The sequence below is a fragment of the Paenibacillus sp. Soil522 genome (genome assembly GCF_001428245.1).
GTDB lineage: Bacteria > Bacillota > Bacilli > Paenibacillales > Paenibacillaceae > Pristimantibacillus.
This window is the reverse complement of record NZ_LMRV01000055.1, coordinates 267043-286383: the sequence shown is the minus strand read 5'-3', so window position 1 is coordinate 286383 and position 19341 is coordinate 267043. Positions and strand designations below refer to the sequence as shown.

Annotated in this window: 25 protein-coding genes and 1 pseudogene; 1 reads left to right on the top strand and 25 read right to left on the bottom strand. The window is 44.9% G+C overall.

The genetic code is table 11. The features are described from left to right. Positions 1-24: 24 nt before the first annotated feature. The 7 genes and pseudogenes from fabI to ASG81_RS32140 all read right to left on the bottom strand — a co-directional run bounded on the left by fabI (position 25) and on the right by ASG81_RS32140 (position 5103). The gene (fabI, locus tag ASG81_RS18985; RefSeq protein ID WP_056637623.1) at positions 25-801 is read right to left on the bottom strand and encodes an enoyl-ACP reductase FabI; all 777 of its coding nucleotides are present in this window, start codon (positions 799-801) and stop codon (positions 25-27) included. Between the two features lie 26 nt (positions 802-827). Continuing rightward, positions 828-1414, bottom strand: a pseudogene (locus ASG81_RS18980) (AAA family ATPase). Between the two features lie 113 nt (positions 1415-1527). Beyond that, positions 1528-2226 carry an SDR family NAD(P)-dependent oxidoreductase gene (locus ASG81_RS18975; protein ID WP_056637620.1) on the bottom strand — a complete coding sequence of 233 codons (699 nt, stop codon included), beginning with the start codon at positions 2224-2226 and terminating at the stop codon, positions 1528-1530. 16 nt (positions 2227-2242) lie between these two features. Beyond that, the gene (locus tag ASG81_RS18970; protein ID WP_056637617.1) at positions 2243-3316 is read right to left on the bottom strand and encodes an ankyrin repeat domain-containing protein; all 1074 of its coding nucleotides are present in this window, start codon (positions 3314-3316) and stop codon (positions 2243-2245) included. 244 nt (positions 3317-3560) lie between these two features. Beyond that, positions 3561-3962 (bottom strand): hypothetical protein, encoded by a 402-nt coding sequence (locus ASG81_RS18965; RefSeq protein WP_056637614.1) that lies wholly within the window; start codon positions 3960-3962, stop codon positions 3561-3563. Positions 3963-4112: 150 nt separating this feature from the next. Next, the gene (locus ASG81_RS18960) at positions 4113-4619 is read right to left on the bottom strand and encodes a hypothetical protein (protein WP_056637611.1); all 507 of its coding nucleotides are present in this window, start codon (positions 4617-4619) and stop codon (positions 4113-4115) included. A 313-nt stretch (positions 4620-4932) separates the two neighbouring features. Next, positions 4933-5103 carry a hypothetical protein gene (locus tag ASG81_RS32140; protein WP_200961543.1) on the bottom strand — a complete coding sequence of 57 codons (171 nt, stop codon included), beginning with the start codon at positions 5101-5103 and terminating at the stop codon, positions 4933-4935. A 32-nt stretch (positions 5104-5135) separates the two neighbouring features. Here ASG81_RS32140 and ASG81_RS33725 point away from each other — a divergent pair, with 32 nt between their 5' ends. Further along, complete coding sequence (locus tag ASG81_RS33725; protein ID WP_327205179.1) at positions 5136-5291, top strand: DNA methyltransferase; 156 nt, start codon at positions 5136-5138, stop codon at positions 5289-5291. Here the strand turns inward: ASG81_RS33725 and ASG81_RS31660 are convergent. From ASG81_RS31660 to pucD, 18 genes are all read right to left on the bottom strand, one after another. Then, positions 5251-5478, bottom strand: a complete 228-nt coding sequence (locus ASG81_RS31660) for a hypothetical protein (protein ID WP_056637608.1) — start codon at positions 5476-5478, stop codon at positions 5251-5253. The genes ASG81_RS33725 and ASG81_RS31660 overlap by 41 nt on opposite strands. Before the next feature lie 264 nt (positions 5479-5742). Continuing rightward, positions 5743-6453: a DUF421 domain-containing protein gene (locus ASG81_RS18950; protein WP_056637605.1), complete on the bottom strand. Its 711-nt coding sequence runs from the start codon at positions 6451-6453 to the stop codon at positions 5743-5745. A 193-nt stretch (positions 6454-6646) separates the two neighbouring features. Next, positions 6647-7048, bottom strand: a complete 402-nt coding sequence (locus ASG81_RS18945) for an Rrf2 family transcriptional regulator (protein ID WP_056637602.1) — start codon at positions 7046-7048, stop codon at positions 6647-6649. A 156-nt stretch (positions 7049-7204) separates the two neighbouring features. Next, positions 7205-8107, bottom strand: coding sequence for an NAD(P)/FAD-dependent oxidoreductase (locus ASG81_RS18940; RefSeq protein WP_056637598.1), 903 nt, complete (start codon positions 8105-8107; stop codon positions 7205-7207). Between the two features lie 405 nt (positions 8108-8512). Beyond that, on the bottom strand, positions 8513-8890 hold the full coding sequence (locus ASG81_RS18935; protein WP_056637595.1) for a VOC family protein: 378 nt from the start codon (positions 8888-8890) through the stop codon (positions 8513-8515). Positions 8891-9023: 133 nt separating this feature from the next. Next, on the bottom strand, positions 9024-9806 hold the full coding sequence (locus ASG81_RS18930) for a DinB family protein (RefSeq protein ID WP_162255037.1): 783 nt from the start codon (positions 9804-9806) through the stop codon (positions 9024-9026). A gap of 119 nt (positions 9807-9925) precedes the next feature. Continuing rightward, positions 9926-10441 (bottom strand): DUF6886 family protein, encoded by a 516-nt coding sequence (locus ASG81_RS18925; RefSeq protein ID WP_056637590.1) that lies wholly within the window; start codon positions 10439-10441, stop codon positions 9926-9928. Positions 10442-10445: 4 nt separating this feature from the next. After that, positions 10446-11171, bottom strand: coding sequence for a class I SAM-dependent methyltransferase (locus tag ASG81_RS18920; protein WP_056637588.1), 726 nt, complete (start codon positions 11169-11171; stop codon positions 10446-10448). A gap of 143 nt (positions 11172-11314) precedes the next feature. Continuing rightward, complete coding sequence (locus ASG81_RS18915; RefSeq protein ID WP_056637586.1) at positions 11315-11800, bottom strand: hypothetical protein; 486 nt, start codon at positions 11798-11800, stop codon at positions 11315-11317. A gap of 154 nt (positions 11801-11954) precedes the next feature. Further along, positions 11955-12233: a hypothetical protein gene (locus ASG81_RS18910; RefSeq protein WP_056637583.1), complete on the bottom strand. Its 279-nt coding sequence runs from the start codon at positions 12231-12233 to the stop codon at positions 11955-11957. 83 nt (positions 12234-12316) lie between these two features. Beyond that, entirely contained in the window at positions 12317-12784 is a 468-nt protein-coding gene (locus tag ASG81_RS18905; protein ID WP_155971643.1) for a hypothetical protein, read from the bottom strand. Positions 12785-13072: 288 nt separating this feature from the next. Further along, a complete protein-coding gene (gene add, locus ASG81_RS18900; RefSeq protein WP_056637576.1) occupies positions 13073-14137 on the bottom strand; it encodes an adenosine deaminase in 1065 nt (354 codons plus the stop codon). A gap of 71 nt (positions 14138-14208) precedes the next feature. Then, positions 14209-14592 (bottom strand): hydroxyisourate hydrolase, encoded by a 384-nt coding sequence (uraH, locus tag ASG81_RS18895; RefSeq protein ID WP_056637573.1) that lies wholly within the window; start codon positions 14590-14592, stop codon positions 14209-14211. Then, positions 14589-15548, bottom strand: a complete 960-nt coding sequence (gene pucL / locus ASG81_RS18890; RefSeq protein ID WP_056637570.1) for a factor-independent urate hydroxylase — start codon at positions 15546-15548, stop codon at positions 14589-14591. Before pucL ends, uraH begins: the two co-directional genes overlap by 4 nt. A 17-nt stretch (positions 15549-15565) precedes the next feature. Further along, positions 15566-16066: a 2-oxo-4-hydroxy-4-carboxy-5-ureidoimidazoline decarboxylase gene (gene uraD / locus ASG81_RS18885; RefSeq protein WP_056637566.1), complete on the bottom strand. Its 501-nt coding sequence runs from the start codon at positions 16064-16066 to the stop codon at positions 15566-15568. Beyond that, positions 16063-16548, bottom strand: a complete 486-nt coding sequence (locus ASG81_RS18880) for a nucleoside deaminase (protein WP_056637562.1) — start codon at positions 16546-16548, stop codon at positions 16063-16065. Before ASG81_RS18880 ends, uraD begins: the two co-directional genes overlap by 4 nt. Beyond that, positions 16545-17045: a (2Fe-2S)-binding protein gene (locus ASG81_RS18875; protein WP_056637560.1), complete on the bottom strand. Its 501-nt coding sequence runs from the start codon at positions 17043-17045 to the stop codon at positions 16545-16547. Before ASG81_RS18875 ends, ASG81_RS18880 begins: the two co-directional genes overlap by 4 nt. A 6-nt stretch (positions 17046-17051) precedes the next feature. Beyond that, positions 17052-19328 carry a xanthine dehydrogenase subunit D gene (gene pucD / locus ASG81_RS18870; protein WP_056637556.1) on the bottom strand — a complete coding sequence of 759 codons (2277 nt, stop codon included), beginning with the start codon at positions 19326-19328 and terminating at the stop codon, positions 17052-17054. Positions 19329-19341 lie beyond the last annotated feature (13 nt).

Sequence of the window (19341 nt, the reverse complement as noted above, 5' to 3'; positions counted from 1 at the left end):
TTCTCTTATTGTCCACTCAGCCGTTTACAAGCCAAGGATATGATAACCTGCATCAACGTGAAGAACTTCTCCCGTTATTCCTCTGGATAAATGGCTCAAAAGGAACATCGTGGCATCGCCCACTTCCTCCTGGTCGATATTTCGGCGCAGCGGGGCTCTTTCTTCAATCGTGGACATAATGTCATTAAAGCCCGAAACGCCTTTTGCGGCGAGCGTGCGGATAGGTCCTGCTGAAACCGCATTTACGCGAATGCCGTATTTCCCCAAATCCTCGGCTAAATACATCACGCTTGCTTCCAGCGCTGCCTTCGCTACCCCCATTACATTATAATTTTTAACGACCCGCTCCGCGCCAATATAAGTTTGAGTAACGATGCTGCCGCCTTCAGTCATCAACTTCTTCGCTTCACGCGCAACGGCTACCAAGGAATACGAGCTTGAGTTCTGAGCCAGCATATACCCTTCTCTTGTCGTATCAACATATTCTCCCTGCAGCTCATCCTTCTCGGCAAAAGCAACCGAATGCACCACACCGTGAATAACGCCTGAGGTTTGCCCAATTTCATGAAACGCAGCTGTTATGCTGCTATCATCGAGCACGTCACAGGATACCGTCTGCAGCGCTTCGATTTGATGCTGCTCTAATAGCTTGTTCAGCTTATCTAATGATCTTTCCTTACGGTAAGTGAAAATAAGCTTAGCTCCTTGTTGATGAAGTGATTTTGCCACTCCCCATGCAATGCTGCGATCATTCGCTACACCCATAATAACGATTACTTTGTTTTGCATTAAGTTAGACATGCTGCTCCTCCTAGTTGGTTCATAAATCATAAGAATCGTATATGTTTAACCTGTGTGAGTACACGGTCATACGCTTTTTTTATCGGACCTCTATGATCCGGTTGATATTTGACATCGAAGCGATACGCTCCACATTATCCTGAATGGTCGTATGTTCCGTATCCAGATGATGCTGAAAAGTTTCTTCCGACAAGCCTGCAACACATCGCTCAATTTGCTGCTCCGCCCAAGAGTTATTCCGCTCTCCTCTGCCTCGAAGTCTCTTTTTTAAAGTGGCTTCTGATGCACACAAAGCAAAGTGGTAAACAGCTACGCCATCATGCCTCAAGCGGCCTACAATTTCATAAAAATATTGAGGATTCACAATCGTCATAGGCGCGATGATCATACCGTCATAGGTTTCGTCAAGATGCTTAAGCATAACATAATTAAACTCACGCCACATCGGGTAGTTTTGAAAATCATCCTGTTGGATCGCTACCGGTACATTTTTTCTTATAAAATAACCAGCATTCTCCGGATCATATACGTATGAGTTTTCCGTTCTTCTATGCAATTCATGTGACGTCTGCGTTTTTCCCGCTCCAAAAGCACCGTTAATCCATACGATCACGATTGTCACCTCGACACCAATCAAATCATTGTTCTATGTTTCAAGGAAAATAAAGTACTAGACTGCCGCAGCTTTAATGAACTTTCGTCCCCGAGGGAGCGTAATGCTTTTCCTTAAGAAGTTAAGACCCTTTTAACAATTTTTTTCGCAACATCATCGGCAGATTTTAAAGAACCTGTTTCTTTAACTTCCCTAAAAAAATCTGACATTGGTAGACCTTCTTCGATACGTGCCACAGCTTGCATATCGGTGTCAACCATGCCTGGATCCACTGTGTAAGTCGTTAACGATCTATGGCTCTCAAGTTGTATGCAAGATGTGAACATATTTAATGCAGCCTTCGAGGCGCAGTATACGCTCATTCCAGCTGCTGCTTGCTTTGCTGAACCTGAAGAGATATTTACTATGACTCTATGAATACCCCACTGCTCCGTCTGCTTTATTAAAGATTGGGTCAGTAAGATTGGAGCTAATAAGTTTGTTTGTACATTTCTTACAGTTTCTTCAGGTGTGCAGCAATCTATAGAGCCTAATGGAGTTACTTGAGCTGCGTTATTGATCAATGTTATTGATTCTAACTTGGTATTAATCACCAGTTTAAGAATCCCTTGAATTAAGTCTGAGATACCCTCTGTGTACTGCAGATCATATTTCACAAAATGCATTTCACAATTGTTTTGGGCGGCTAATTCTAATAGAGTATCATTATTGTTCCTAGCTATAGAAATGATAAGATGATTACGCTTAATAAGTTGTTTACAGATCTCGAAGCCTAATCCACGAGACGTACCTGTTACAATAAAAGCTTTCATATTACACCTCTCTCATCTAGTTACCAAATATCTCATCGTATTCTCCATTGAGTACACGATCAATGAAAACACTAGGTGATTTTCTAAAACCTTTCCAAGTGGTATCACTTAGAATTACTAATTTCTCATGCTCAACATCATAACTTGCTAAAACCTTCCTTGAAGGAACCCATACCAGGAAACCTAACGCATCGTATGCATCTGTATCAAATAGAAGATTTAACATTGCTACTCCATTTAAATCCATCTCCGTTACATCTTCTATTGAGCAATATTCAATAAAATTCATATAATTTGATCCACTGAGATCAATCCGTTTCCTTACCTCACCTAAATCTTTCAAAATTGCTGTCGGAAGACCGCGTTTCTTCAACTCATCAGCCCTTTTTTCCAAATCATGTAGCTCTTTTGGTTCGTAAGAAGCTATTAAGTCCATGGCATCTTTATTTTTACGTTTCTTAACCAATGTATATGGGCGATATCCGTAATAGTCCTTCAAGACCGGATTCGCTCCATTTTCAAGCAAAAATCGCATAATTTCTAAATGTCCAAATAAAGCTGACTTATGAAGCGGAGTTGAGGACAGATCTTGTTTATTCCTGTCGAACACTTGATAATTAATATTGGCTTGTTCAGCTACCAGTAGCTGTACAACTTCAAGGTTCCCGTTCGAAGATGCGATTTGAACTGCGTGACCTCCGTGTTGGTTAATGTCTAAACCAGCTTGAAGTAAAAACTTTATTACATCTAAATATCCATGGTAAGATGCCTGCCACAGGGCAGAAGTTCCTACATGGGTAATGGCATTAATATTAGCTCCTCGTTCAAGCACATATTCAATTTCTTCAACTCTCCCCCTACTCGAAGCGCACACGATTGCAGGATAAGCGGGATCATTCAAGTACGCTCCATTTTCAATCAAAAGTTTGACCATTTCAAAATCATAATCGCTGTAACCACACCATACCTGATTTAAGTATGTAACCGATCCTGGGGTGCGGAGGTTCAAATCAATGCCCGATTTAATTATTGAGCTAACAGAATCAATGTCCTTATTTTTAATAGCTTCCATCATTTGTGGATCCGTCACGAAATATCAGCTTCCCTTTAAGATTGAATTTGTTATTCCATCCTACTATCCTGCTCGTTAACCCACAGCTAGACTGCCAAAACAATCCCCAGCAGCCTCGTGGTGTACTATACCTTAGTTCGTAGTTGTTGTCATATAAACCTCTAATCGTCCAATTACTTTACTCGCTAGTTTAGACGCAGTGTGGTGTTGATTGTTGTGCTGCCCATAACAGCTTCATTGGCTCTTCGAACGATAAATGGTTTCATAAAGTAACGAAACTCCGGCAGAAATACCTTGCCCCCTCGCAAAGAACATACCCCTCTCCACCAGCACCAACCGTGAAAGTGAAATGTTCATTTGATTTCGTCATTAAACTTACTTGAAATGGCCCTCCTTTTGGCATAGGTCCGTAATATGGTTTTATATCTTCCTTTCTTGCTTTTCGTAATATTGTAAGAAGTGAATCAATCTCATTTCTTGTTAGCATCCAACGAAATCTAGGACCCCATTTTACATGTACTGATTGGACTTCATTTGCAGTCAATCTAAACACTCGCATATCAGAACTACCTGGGGGTGTATTAAATGGGGATGAATCAGCAAAAGCAGTGGAAGCACTAACCAGAAGGGAGATAACCAGCAACACGTACAATTTTCTTTTCATTATTCCACCTCATTATTTGGGGCTAGCTTTCCCTAAAGAGGAAAATCATTACACTATTCTGCACGTTAGTTGAGCAAAGGCTGCACTAGGATCGGCAACCTCATTTTTATTAGCTCTTGTTTCTCATTAGTTTAATAAACAGTATCCTCTTTAATCTTTATAAGTAAGCTCTTTTAAACTTTTTTCATTGATTCCATTTTGAACAAATTGGAACCTTCTATCGGTCATTCTTTGTACTCGGTCGATAATTTGTCCTAAATGATACCCCGTATGTTCAACTAAATGATAAATATCAAACATATCGAGGTTTTCCTCGTCCCTATTCCCTTCCATGTAATCGGTCATTATCTCTCTCCAAGAACTAAAGTGGTCAGAAATAAATAGAATTAAGTCCAATGAGGAAAGAGCAGTTTCATCAGGAAAGTGATTTTCTATACCACCTTCGACCTTCCCATTATTTGAATATCTGATAACATGCCGTTGAATGTGCTGTCCAACGTGTAGCACAATGCTTCCGATTGAATTAAGAGTCTCTTTTTCATGTGTCCAAAGAACCCCTTTATCCAAACCATCTAAAGTTATTTTCAATTTAGGAAGGTAATGTTCACACATCCTAAAAACCGAAATACGCGTAAATTCGAGTAAATGATTGCTCATTAAGACCGCTCCTTTACCAAGATTTATTAATAATTATTCGATTATCTATTACATTATCCTACCCGTAATGACGCCCCGTAGAAGAACCTTCGGCAGACTGATCAGCACTCAAAACATGCGGATTGAGGTTGATGAGTTCCTCTAAGCAGATATCATACCCAACCTCATAACCTCTTTCTGCTGATAATGCACCAGATAGCATTTTGATAATGGCATGATAAACTAGACTATTAGACTAAATTTGGCGTTTTAATCTTCACTTAAAAGGCCGCTCTTCCATCATATAATGACGAGAAGAGCAGCCTGCAGTTACTTAAACTTGATTTTTGGGGATACCATTTAAACTTGGGACGTAATCAGCGGCCTTGTTGCTCGTTAGGGTTTGTGCTTCTTCAGTGAAATTAGCGTTATTCTGCTGATTGTCTTTCTTATCTGCTCGATTATCTTCACGGTCATGCTTGGGATCTGCGTCATTTTTGGGCATAGCGTTCACCTCCATCTCATAGTTAGTATGAGATGGAGGCTTGTATTTTATCCCAGTTGTCTGAAACTAACTGCAATCCAGCACATCGTAACAGCAGCCAGCACGGAGATATTGTTTTAGACTTTTTCAGTGGGAGCGGCTCAACGCTTATGACTTGTGCGCAGAGGACCGGACATACCGAACCTTAGAGCTGATCCGTTTGGACCAGTCCGTAATCATAATTTGAAGCTGTGTTATGTCGGTAGTTGTCAGGTTGAATTTTGCCAAACCATGGATAACGCCGTTTTTTTGCTCGCTTTGTTCACCGCCGTGATCAGTCTCCGGCTCCAGATGGGCTTCCCCATTTGATCTGACTAAAGCTGTCTGAAACCCCATAGGCGCTTCTTGATCGGTATTGAGCAATCAAGATACTTGGAATATTAGCAATATGAATGGAATCGTCCCATGTTCCATACATTTTTGAATGAAATCGAAAAATGAATTCACCTTCACCACTATTCAGCTGCGACGGACTATTTGCTGACTGTTGACCGCACCCAATGATGAGGAAGACCAGCCCGTTAGTGGGTGAAAGGCAGCCGATTGATTCGACTGCCTTTCTCTTTTACACTAATTTGTTTGATAACTTCCCATAAAAAACTAGGGAGTCTTTGGCTCCTGAACCACATGCACCTGCACGTTTAGCTTGCTGTCTACCGTCGCCAAGATAACATTGTTCAATGCGAGGGGCCGAATTTTCGTTTCCAGCCATGCTTGGTCCTTGCCGATCTCGCGCAGCAGCGCATGTTCCATGTGGCCATCGGTAATGATCGGTTTGGTCAGGTTAAAGGGTTGCGTGGGCATCTTCAGGTCCGCCGGAGTTACAGGCTGATAAGCCGTATTTACGAAGACAGATAGCGTACCGCCTGGCTCCCATGCAGCAAAGGCAACCTTCGAGATATCCTCTACGTTCGATTTTCGCAGCTCTGCGTACAAGAATTCAATAGGTAGCTTCACTTTCGAGAGGTTTCGATAATCAAGCTTCCCATCCTGAATAAGGGTAACCGCCGGCGGATCGAAAAATTGTTTGAGCAGCGGGATCTTCAGACTGAGCCAGATCGCGACTATGTACAGAAAAACGATCGAAACGGTCGTAATCATCGAGCCTTTCAGCCCAAGATGCTCGTCCGACAGCGGATGAGCAATAATATTGCCGAGCGTCAGCGCGATAATGAAATCAAGAAACCTTAGCTGCGATATGGAACGCTGGCCCATCATTTTTGCAGCAATTAGCAGAAAAACAAATCCAACAATGCTGCGCAAAATCCATTCCATTGCCGTCAATGACTCTTGGCTTTTGAAAAAATCCACGCGTACTTTCCCTCCGTTCCCCTTATTTCCAGGCTTTAGGTTCCCCTATCTCTACCCAAACCATACAGCTGGCATAAACCCTCCATGACGGCAGCTGCCTAAACGGCTCGAACAAGATTGAAAGTTTGATCAGTAAATAAAATAGATTTTAAAGATTCATGATATCTGCAATTAATTAAAAAAAGATAATTTTTTACAGAACTATCTTCATTTTTTGGGCGAGCTCAGACATGGTCTGATTTCTTAAATGTTCTTCCATCTTTTTTTCTGCAGATAGTACCACATGCTGAATCGGACATTCCGGTCCATGATCCAAGCTACAATCGAACAAGGAGGCAGTCCCTTCAATGGCATGAATAATATCAAGGAACGAAATGTCTTCCCAATTTCGTTTTAACCTATACCCGCCATTAGCGCCTGATGCCGATTCAATCATTCCCGCCTTAACTAGCTTGGTTAATATTTTGGATAGATAGGTAGGGGAAACCTCTTGCCGCTCCGCCAACTGCTGCACACCAACAGGTTTATTCGGAGTGGCTGCTACAAGAAAGAGCATGGTGTGTAGGGCATAGTTCGTTGCTTTCGAGTACTTCATGCTAAACCATCTTCCTCAATAAAAGATTTTATTTATCTATAATAGATTTTATATATAGGCATCGTCAAGTATTTCATACTCCCGAAATAAGGATAAATAAAACTTGAAATCGCAAAATATTGTCCAAAACGATGCATAATCAGTTTGGGTATTATTTTAAGAGGAGAAATCCTCCTCCATCAATTCCATATTGATGCCGACAGCTGCAACACTACCAGCGGCTGCAGAAACAATCAGATGCGAGGGAGCTCCGGAAGTAGCTTCTCCGGCCGCAAACAACCCGGGTACCATACTTTTTCCCATTCCATCGGTCACGATCCCGCCTAATTCTGTTGTTTCAAAACCAAGCTCTTGGAAAGCAGCCTGCGGTAGCCATTGAGGCGTTACGAATCCACCCGTTATGTCAATTCGCGAGCCGTCTGTAAATTCCACCTGCCGCAGCTTGCCCTCACTGCCGTGGAAAGCTGTTACCGTTTGTTCCGACACGATGATATTTCGAGAAGCCAGTATCTGTTTTTGTTCAACCGTAAGAACGCTACGGCCATTGGTACAGATTACGAGATCACGACTCCAATTGTAGAGCAGCTTGGCCATGTGATACACGCTTGGATTCTCCGACAACACGATCAACGGCTGGTCCTTGAGCTCCCAACCATCGCAATAGGGACAGTAGAAAAGGCTTTTGCCATATAGGTCTGCAAGGCCCGGAATATCTGGTAAAATCTCCTTTAGACCGGTGGCGATTAATAACTTGCGGGATTGGATCGGCTCATCCCTATCCGTGATGATCTCGAATCCGTCATGAAGCTTGCGTATATCCGTTACTTTTGGGGAATGGTGCTCTACCGAAGGATATCGCAGTACCTCTTCGTAAGCAATTCGTCGGAATTCAGTCGGTGTAATGCCATCCCGAGTAAGAAAACCATGAGAGGCATGCGTAACCGCATTTCGGGGTTGATTGTTATCGAACAGAGCCACAGTTCTTCTTGCCCTTCCCAGCACCAATGCCGCATTTAGTCCTGCCGGACCTCCACCTATAATGGCACAATCATAAGTCATAGTTATCATTCCTTTCACAGTATGTTCATGTATCCTTGAATAAGGTATATTATAGACTCTTTATATCTATAATACAACATGCGATAAACGATTCCTCCCTTTGAATTCTTTTGCCATAGTACTTTAGGTGCTCTTTTTTATACTGCGTATGCTTTGGAGCAGTCGAACGGCCATAAATTCTGCGAGGGATTCAAGCTCTATATCCATATCGTTTATGTTGAAATCATCCTGCCCTTTCTTAATACAACCAACCTAACCACTAAAGTTTTCGCCGCGCAATCCTGACCGTCAGCTGAATAGGCTGCCGATATAATCGGCAGCCTGTTCTTATTACACTATCTAGTTCCCCATTAGCTTAACCATTGAGCCTTATTAAGAGTAAATATGACGTATGCCTAATTGTGATTACTTTTTTTCCATAACCGCAAAGTAATTTCCTTCATTATCAGCAAAGTTGAATACTCTTCCAGAAGGCATATTTACAAGTTCTCCGACTGTGATATTTTTGTCTGTAAATTCTTTATATAAGCTATCGAGTTCTTCCGAGAAAAACAATAACGATGGTGTATTGAGATTTAATTCAGGCTGCATTTTAGCAATTAGTTCCTTATTGTGGAGCACAATACTCGTTTGTATTTCGTTTGTTGGAGCAATTTCAATCCATCTCATTTGCCCGTTATTTTCCTCAGCAACTAAGCTAAACCCTGCTTTTTCTGTCCAAAATTTCAGTGACTCATCTTGGTCATACACATATAACATAATTTGCCCGACTTTATTAATCATTTGCAGTTCTCCATTTCTTTTAATTTTGTATATATTTCAATTTTTATCGAAACACTCCATTATTATGTTGATATTTTTATTATACCAAATATTACAATTTAGTTCAATTATCCTGGACGTTAGCTTAATTGTTTCACTCTATTTCCAGCTGTCTTACATAGGCGATATAGTCCGTATTGACCATAGCTTCACCAGCCTGCCTGAGAAGCGCAGCAATCTGTCCGCGATGATAGCTGCCATGAAGTGAAACATGGGTCAGTATGTCGCTTATCGTTGTGTTAAAAGCAATACCCTTACTGTTTTGATAGGAGATTATTTTAGTGAAATCAGCTTCCTTTAGCTGTGAAAGAAAGGTCTGATAACCGATTTTATTGTGTTCGCGTACATGCTCGCATTGCTCAAGCGTATATTCAGGCCATATGGAAATTGCGGCTGCATCCTCGCCATTTATCCGGGCAAGCCACACCTTCTCCGCAGCGAGAATATGGGCGAGCAGGCGCAGTGGCTTTTCGACGGAACCGTTACAGACTTGCAATGCTTTATTAATCAGATGATTCGCCCAATCGATATGGTCAAAGCTTCGGAGCTTAGGAGCCACTTGAGGCTTATTAATCGAAACAATATGCAAAGGTATATGAGTGAGTGAGGATAACGTGATCTCCACCTGCTGCTCCGGTACTAATTGTACTAAAATTTCAGGAACAGCAATTTTAATCTTATTTACCTTTCCGTTCGATCGAAGTACGTAAATGACATGACCATGCTTACTGATCAATCTGGCTTGGATAACATGATGATTTTTATTGACTAAATCAACGATTAATATAATAAACAGGTCTAGCATAATGATCCCGGTTAAAAAGTACAAGAAGCCTAATGCCACCGGACCATCATTCGTATATTGGTTTATTAACAAGAATACGTCACTCATAATAAATAAGAAACTCGATATTAGCGCTAAACGAAACGTCCTTGAAGGTTTAAGATTCATCGCCGTTGACCCCATTTCCAGGTGATCTGCTTCATTATTGCATGCTATAACGGCTGGGCATTTCGAAAACGAATGATGGAATAGTCGAGCGTGGATGCGATAATACGGTCTTTAAGCGGATATAAATTCGGTGTAAATCTTAATTCGACCGCTTTCTCTACAATTTGTCCGATCAGATCGCTGACTCGCTCGACCTTCAAGGGTTTAACCTCATCATAAGAAATGTAATAGCCTGCAGTGCTCGCTTCATCAAACCATTTAAAGGTGTCCTCGGCGAATGTATATCTATATAGCTGAGTGTGACGAATGCGGTTCAGCCAATCATTTTCCACAACGATGATTTTATTCACGATGCTGTCAGAGAAAAATCGTTGAATGTCCTCCTCGCTGCTCCAGTCTGCTTTCCAGTAAATGACCCGGGGGCAGTCTCTTGGAAAATAGTAATGCACCGCTTTCTCCTCATGAATCGCGAATACGACCGGCTCCAGATCCGGATATGCTTTTTGTGCCCTTGGAGTAAACCGTTTGATAGCCGATTCCTCGCTAAAATGATAGAGCATGCTCTTATAGCTCCCTCTTTTTCGCTATATTCCGAACGACATAAGTTAAGCAATCACTTTTCAGTAAAATTTCCTGCTCATTTCGACTAATTGGAAATTCCAGCTCTTTTACGTGAGAATCCAATACTTCCCACCCTTTATAAGCATTATTCAACAGCTCGATCATCGCTTCCGTGCATTTGTTTATTTCGACATACGGCTCTAAGCTTTCACCGGTCTGAATATCCATTTCTTGAATGTTCGTATTAATGATCATGCAGTTTATGCCTTGTTCTTTTGTTCCTGCTCTCATTTGATCTAAAACATCCACCAGCACAGCTTCAGAGTTCACATGTTCAAGCGAGGATACGGCGACTATATAATCAAATTCGTTGACGGGAATCGTATAATGGCCAATATCGCAAAGCACAGGCAATAGATGATTGTTCAGGCCATATTGCTCGCCATAGCTCATTAATTTGCTTAATGCTGACTCCAGCAGATCGACACATACGACCTGACCCCGACTATTCCGCAAAACTTCCGCAATCGGAATGCTGTTTCTTCCAACTCCGCAGCCAAGATCCAGAATTTGCAGTTCCTCTTTGTTTTCCAGTAAAGAGAGGTTTGCCATTACTGTTTTCACCGGTTTATGAAGCCATGATCCTTCCTCAAACAATTTATAATCATCATAACAGGCCTCATGATATTTTTTCTCGGCCGTTCGTATCCGGTCTAACCTATCATTCATATGGACTCTCCTAACCGCTGAAGAATTATCGAAACACAAGCACATAAGAGCACTCGTCTTTTCTAACCGCGGCTCTTATTTATTTCATTCTTCAGCTTGCTGTTCCTCCGAGCACCGGCTGCAACGGACAAAGGGGCTTATAATCATATTTTTTGAATAGCCGCTTCAATTTGTGAACCAAACTTACTGTTGTGAGCATTGTCGACATTCTCATGATGCCAATACAAAATAAGAGCATTTTTGTGCTCGTAAATATTCGGTATTTGCATATCATACTTTTCCTTTTGCATGTTAAAATCATCTAAGCCTTCTTTGCGTGCTTGCTCTGTCTTATATATATAAATCGAAATGTATTCTGGACGTACCGTTTTTTCCGTTGGCCAGCCGATCGAAAATCTATTGGGCTTTACCTGATTCAATACCCAATCATTCTTCTCATCTCTCAGAAACAGCTCAACTCCCTCTGCTTCAATTGCTTTTTTCACATGATCCAATGTAAGCTTATCTTCGTCAACGACCCAATTCGCTTCTACTTTCACATTTTCCGGCCGTTTATCCGATGGATTAGCCAAGCAGCCTGTTAAAACGACCAAAATTGCACATGACAGTATTCCAAATTTTATTTTCATTAAAAAGGCCCCCTATTGTCAGTTACCTTTCAAACGAAGTGTCTGCTTCAGTTGTTGCATCATTATCAATTTACAGGATAGCGGTCTCACTAGACATTAACCCTGCTGAGACAGCCTCCTTGACTCAACTTAGTCAAATAAAATGCTGCATTCCCTATTGAGGTTCAATGGAGAGCAATTCCGGTTTCTCCCATTCCCGGTGCTCGTATTTGATCCAATATTGTCTATTCACTACAATTAATTTATAAATACCCTCTGGTATTTGAACGGTTTCGCGGTTTCCGCTCAAATCCTGTACAAGGATTTCATTTGCTTTTACGTCGATCACCATCACCAGCGCTGTTGTTATCTTTGTAGTAGAATTCCATCGAAATAAAGCGAGCAGCAGGATAATCATGCCGATAAAAAGGAGCATTTTATTCTTCTTTTTCATATAGACCCCCATAGCATCCACGACTGTTCAATATGCTATTTCCCTTTTGAAGCAAAGCCGGCGCTTGTAATAATGAAACCAGCTCAATTAAGCATTTCCTTTATGACTTCAATGCTTTTGGACGCTCGATTATTTAATGACCTCTTGTCTTTCAAATGGAATTCGTGCAGCTCATGGCCCGGGTCGATAATTAACGGCTTGGAAATAATGTCCTCCAATATAAGCGCAGTTACTTTGTAAGCACGGTGCAGCTGCTCGGTGGAACATTTATTGCTAACCAGCTTAATAATCGCGATGATGTTCTCGGCATACATAAGCTTGACGATGCTGTCTGATGACATGACATGCCTGGAAGCAAAAGTAATAACGTTGTCCAGAATTCGGCTGTCCGGATAGTTTTTAGCAACGGTCAATAGACCGATAACGGGATCCCAGCTCCTTATGGACAGCTCGCCCGTATATTTTGCAATCATTTCCTCGAACCACCCGGCTTCCTCTTCCTTTGAAATGTTATAGCTTTTATATTCCTCTAGCTTTCCATCACGGTGCATCTGAAAGTGGCTCCCGAAATATAAGGTAAAAAGCTCTTTTGCTCTTGGAGTGGTGTGATCCATCTTATCGCCGCCTTGATCTGCTCATCATATTCTCGTTTCATGTTCTACAATGAAAGCTTGCTCCGTCCTTCCTTCCAGTATAACAACGTCAGATTCATTTGGAAACAAAAGCCAAAGCTTGAATGGTAAAGCTTAACTCGGATGCGCCTCGAAAAGCGCGAACAAAGAAAGGCTTCACGTCAATCACAGACGTGAAGCCTCCCCCAGCACACTAACTTATCGCGATTATGATACACGCAGGCCCAATGCTGCGAATTCACTTTCAAACCTCGCAATCATCGCCTTTTTCTCATCTTCTTCCAAAAAAGCCGCTTTCACGCCGTTCATTATGATTCTCGCAATCTCGTCCAGCGTGATGCCGCAATACTCGATTAAATGCTCATATTCCTTCTGTAACGACGTATCGGAGACGGTCATATTATCCGTATTTACGGTAACCATGATGCCTTGCTCCAAATAGCGTCGTATCGGGTAGGCATCCCAGTCCGAGACGGCTTTCGTCTGGATGTTGCTGACCGGGCACATCTCAAGCGGTATTTGCCGTTCCTTTACTAGCGCAACTACCTCGGGATCCTCCAGCATCCGTACGCCATGACCGATTCGAACTGCGCCAAGATCTGTGATGGCTACGTGAACGTTTTCCGCACCTGCGGCTTCTCCCGCATGAATCGTAATCGGCAAGCCAAGCAACTGAGCCCCTTCGAACAGCTGGAGGAACAGATGCGCGGGAAACGAAGCTTCATCCCCGGCCAAATCGACTGCAACGACCCCTTTTCTATAAAATTGCGCCGCTTCTTCAACAACGTCCTTATTCCATGGGTACGAATGGCTTCTCAAACAAATAATGATCGCTCTCGCTACCGTTCCGAATACTTGCTCGCCACGCCTCAAGCCCTCTACGACATGATGGATAGCTTCGTGTATGGTTAAGCCCTGCAGGCGATGCAGCTGAGGCGCGAATCGCACTTCAATATAGTGTACCCCCTCCTTGGCGGCTTGCTCAACCACCTCGAAAGCGACTCTTTCTAAAGCCGCTCCCGTTTGCAAATAGGGCAATACAAAGCTGAATTTACTTAAATATTCCTTCAAGCTCTCACAATGCTCTCCGGCTTGCATATGAGCAAGCAGCTCATCTTCCGAGACTATCGGCAAAGGGCTTCCCTGTTCCCTCGCAAGCTCCATTAACGTTTCCGGCTTTACACTTCCGTCCAGATGCACATGCAAATCGACCTTTGGCAGCTGCGGCAATAACGCCCTAACTGCTGCCGATTGTTCATTTACTAATGTCATCGCCAAATCTCCTCTCCATATATATCTATTCATACACTTCCGCTAAGGCTTATATACATTCCCATGCATGTCTAGCTCCCGCGATATGTGCTGTACCCGCCGGGAGCGACTAATAACGGAACATGATAATGCAATGTTGCGTCTCGAATCTGGAAACGGATCGGAATCAGATCGAATAAGCTATTTGAGAATGCTGCCAAATGCTCCGTACGCCTGAAAAATTCGCCAGCCGCGAATATAAGCTCATACACGCCTGGCTGGACCTCCTCACCTTCAAGCAATGGCTGATCAACGCGCCCGTCATCATTCGTCTTATATGCGCCTATCAGTTTCGGCATGTACTCTTCATCCGTATTTCCAGCTTTCTCCCCTAAATACCAAAGCTCGATTGCTATGCCGACAACCGGTTTTCCGCCTGCAAGATCAAGAACATGAGTCGTTATCCGTCCGCTCATGAGGATTCCGTCCCTTCCTCCAGATCAGCTCTTGTCAGCGTAAAGCCTTGGAAGCCATAAGGAGGACGCGGCTCTGTGTAAACGCCGGCTGCTGCGGAATGATCCGGCTCCACTACCGTCTCCCATGTACGGTTGTTTGATTCGAAGCGGACTTCGGCCAGCTGCGGAAAGCTCGTTAAGATGCTTTTCCCAATTCGATAGATCAAATATTGGATAGACGGCGAATTCGCCGAATGGAACAGCGTATGAGCAAGATCATGGACCTGCTCGGAAGGAACGTACCGGCCGCGCTCGCTGTCGAAAGCATCCTCTGCGTCTTCATACGTCCAAAAGATATCTAAAAAAATAAATAAAGGCCGGTCAAAGCTTTCAGGCAAAGTCGTATATTCATCGCGAATGAAGCCATAGAAGGAGCTGCCGCTAACCTTAATAAGCTGAATTTGCGACAAGGCGCTTTCTTGCTCGGCAAGTGCTGCGCCATTAGCGGTACGGACCCATTTTTGAAAGGCGCTGGCATGCTCGTTATGCGACCTGCGGAATACGAGCTGGCTATCACTCCAACCGCTTCCTGCCGCTAAAGTGACGGAGCTGAACGGCAGCCGGTCAGCACTAATTTCGATGGCATCGATATGCGGATAACGCTCCAGAAACCGTTCACTGATGAAGGCAAGAAGCCCCTCTGTCGTGCTTCCATCATAATTCGCCGTTTGGCGCAAAATAAAATTTTTCATGGAGTCCGTAGCTACGACCTGCGTATTGTCCCCTTCCGTGAAGGAGGTAAGCAGCACCTCGCTGCTCACCGAAAAGGTTATGTTATGAGCAAAAATAACGTTTGTATCGCCCTTATATGGCGATTCCGGTATCGATTTGACGGAGAGCGGAGCCGCATATGTCCGATAGCTCAGTACGTCCCCTTTACCATAATAAAGCGTGCGTCCGCTGCGTAATTTTAACATGATGCTTCTTCCTTTCTCTACTCTATGATGAGATCTCTTAATCGGAACCTGGTTATTTTTTCGATTTCAAGAAGTGCCTGCTCCGCTTCTTCACTAGCCGTGTTCCATATTCTCGCATTCATCGCATCCAATATATCCTCCTTCTTCTTCCCTCTCACCGCTAAAATAAAAGGAAAACCGAAGGTCCTCATATACGTTTGATTCAAACTGTAAAAACGCTCATATTCTTCGGGCGTTAGCTGATTCAGGCCAGCGCCTTGCTGTTCCTGCGCGGAATATTCAGCGACTGCAAGCCTCGTTCCAAGATCGGGATGAGCACGGAATAGGTCGACGATCGTTTCCACCCTTGACTCACGCACGACATTGATCATGGCTGTATGCAGAGCGTCAACCGAAGCGAATGGTCGTGCTCCATAAGCTGAAACGGCGATCCACGGCGAATGCTCAAAAATGTCGCCCAAAAACTCGACGAATTGCTCGCGGCTGCTTTCATTTATTTTTTCAATCGTTATCTTCATCTCCAATACCCCTCATGAACCGCAACCGCCGCCGCCTCAACCTCCGGAAACGGACCGATTACTTGAATTGGTTTGCGGCCCTGCTGAAATACGATGCGGCAGGGCAAATCCAGCGTCGGGTTTTGTTCATCGTCGCCTGTAAGCTGGGCTAAGCGCTTCTCCGTAATGCCATAAACGACTGTGCCTACATTTCCCCAATAAATCGAGCCTGCGCACATCGCACAGGGTTCCGCCGTCGTATAAAGCGTAAAATGCCAAAGCTCATCTCTACCGTACCGCTTAGAGGCTTCCTCCATCAGCGTTCTTTCCGCATGGCCGGTACAGTTCGATTCCGTAATCTCCACATTGCCCTGCTCAAGCACGATCTGGCCATCAGGGCACACAAGAATGGCTCCAAATGGTGTATTTCCGGCTTCTCTGGCCTTTCGCGACACTTCAATACTGCGTAATAAATAAAATAAATGCTTATCCTTATCGATCATGTCGCAGCACGCCTCCCTTCAATCGCTCGCTTAACCGCACGCCATATTCCACCATAACCGGTACAGCGGCATATATTGCCGGACAACGCTTCAGCTATTTCATCCTCGGATGGATTTGGATTTTCGTCCAGCATCGCTTTGACGGAAATGACCATGCCCGGAGTGCAATAGCCGCATTGAAAGCCGCCCTCCTCCAGAAATGCCTGCTGGATCGGATCCATTCCGCTTACCGCTACGCCTTCGATCGTCGTGATTTGTTTTCCAGAGCATTGATAGGCCATCGATAAGCAGGAATTGACCGCTTTGCCATCGATCAGCACCATACATGCGCCGCATCGTCCGACTTCACAAGAACGCTTCGTGCCGGTAAGCGCCAGATCCTCCCGCAAAATCGTTAGCAGCCTGGTCGAGGGCGCAGCCTCGATCGTTTTCTCTCCTCCATTAATGAAGCATTGCAGCGCAAACGGCGTCTGAGATTCCGCACCCTTATCACTCATTCCTACTCACCCCTTCGTTAGAAAAAATGGCGCTTCCTGCAGAAAGCTTGGCTCAACCGGCAATTTCGTTATCCATTTGCCGCTTGCCTGCCGAATGGCTGCCGCTATAGCTGGTGCCAGCGTAACAGATCCGACCTCGCCAATTCCCCGCGGACCGTAGTCATCGTTTTCCGGCAAATGCTCAATCGGCTCGACCTCAACCAGCCCTCTTTGATCGGCTATTGTCGGAACGAGATACGTATCCAAATTTCGCGTCATGTAATGCCCCTTATCCATAACCGCATCTTCCATCAGCGTAAAACCAAGCGCCATGCTGCTTCCGCCTTCGATTTGTCCGAGGAAGCCCTGCGGATTTACAACCGGTCCTGCCGCAACGGCATGATATTGCTGAAGCACCTGAACCCGCCCGGTTAACGTATTGAGCTCTACCTTAGCAACAACGGCCGAGTAGGTGTACATAAAATGGGCGCCCACCCGGTCTGTAGGAGATGTTGGAAATGAAAATGACGTTTCGCAGCGGATCGGTGCGCCATCCTCTTTCGCGAGCTCTTCATACGTAAGCAGCAGCGGAGCGCCTGTTTTTTCCCGAATACCGCCTTCGCTAAGCCGCAGCTGTTCTGCCGGACGTAGGGCCAAAGCTGCTGCCCTCTTCAGCATTTGCTCAGTAAACGGGTTCCTCAATCTTTGCAGCGATTTCCACATCATCGCGGTTGCGCGCGATGCGGTCGTTGATCCGCTATCCGGCACGACATCGGTGTCCCCGATAATGATCCGGATATCTGCCGCGGCTAAACCGAACTGCTCGATCAGCATCTGCTCCAGCGTTGCAATCAGGCCTTGCCCAAATTCCTCGTAGCCGAATACCGCTTCGATTTTCCCGTCTGCCGCCAGTTCTAACCGTCCGCCGGCCGGATCGGGAATGCCGACGCCGAGCCCTGCGCCATGCATCGTAAAGGCGGCGCCAATTCCCGTCTTAATCCAAGGCTCGGCGGATTGCTGGCCGGATGCTTCCAAGCGTCCTCTCTCCAGCCACAGCGGACATCCCGCTATGGCCCTCCACACTTGTTCGGCGCCTTCCGTCATCGCGATAGGCTGATCGAAAGGGCCGGGATCATCCACCTGACGCATATTCAGTCGACGGAACGCCCAAGGCTCCATGCAAAGCCGTTCAGCCAGCCGTTCCATTTGTCCTTCCAGCGCGAAGATCGCTTGATTGCCGCCGAAGCCCCGGAATTCGCCGGACATGCCGTTATTCGTAAACACCGATACGCCTTTTACATCCAAATGCTCGTACTTATAAGGACCAATGACATGCTCGGTCGCAAAGTTTAACACCTCAGCTCCCAGTGTCGAATAGGGGCCGGTATCCGAGATAATGGTGACTTGATGGGCCCGCAATTTGCCCGCAGCATCCGTGCCCGTTTTCATCGTAATTTTCATCGGATGCCGCTTTAAGCCTGCCCGCACGGATTCCTGTCTGGAGTTATGCATCTTGATGGGCTTCCCTGTATTTAACGCAAGCAGCGCGCCGTATGGCTGTACGTTCAATTCGTCTTTCCCGCCGAACGAGCCGCCGATTGGACTTGAGACGATTCGGATTTCTTCCTGCGGCTTCGCCAAAATACGGGATAACTGCATCCGATCCATGAAACCGTGCTGTGTCGGTGAATAGACCGTCAATCGTCCGTTGTCCTCAGGAACAAACAAGCCGCCTTCCGTTTCCATGTATGTGTGCATTTGACGAGGTGTATAATAGGTTTCTTCTATAATATGCGCGCATTTCGCGAAACCTTCTTCTATGTCGCCTCTAGTGAACGATGTACGATGCATCGCATTCCCGCGAGGGTGAAGCTGCGGCGCATCCGCCAATAGCGCCTGCTCGGGATCATCTGCGATCTGCAAAATATCGTATTCGACTTCAATTAATTCAATCGCATGCTGGGCAATTGCTATATTATCAGCTGCCACTGTCGCCAGCGCGTCCCCCACATACCGCACCCGGTCCTCGCACAAAACAGGCTGATCCGGATGAGCGATGCCGAAAGCATTTAATCCGGGGATGTCCAAATACGTGAGCACCGCATGAACTCCCGGCAATTGCTTCGCCTTATCCGTATGAATCGAGACGATTCGGGCATGCGGATGCTCGCTGCGCAGCACTAGTCCATAAAGCATATCTTCCTTAGACATATCCGTTAAATAGGCTAAGCTGCCCGTCACCTTACCCGGACCGTCAGGGCGGATTCGCCATCGTCCCCCACTGCTAGCGCGGTTTAAAAGCATAAGCCTCATCCTC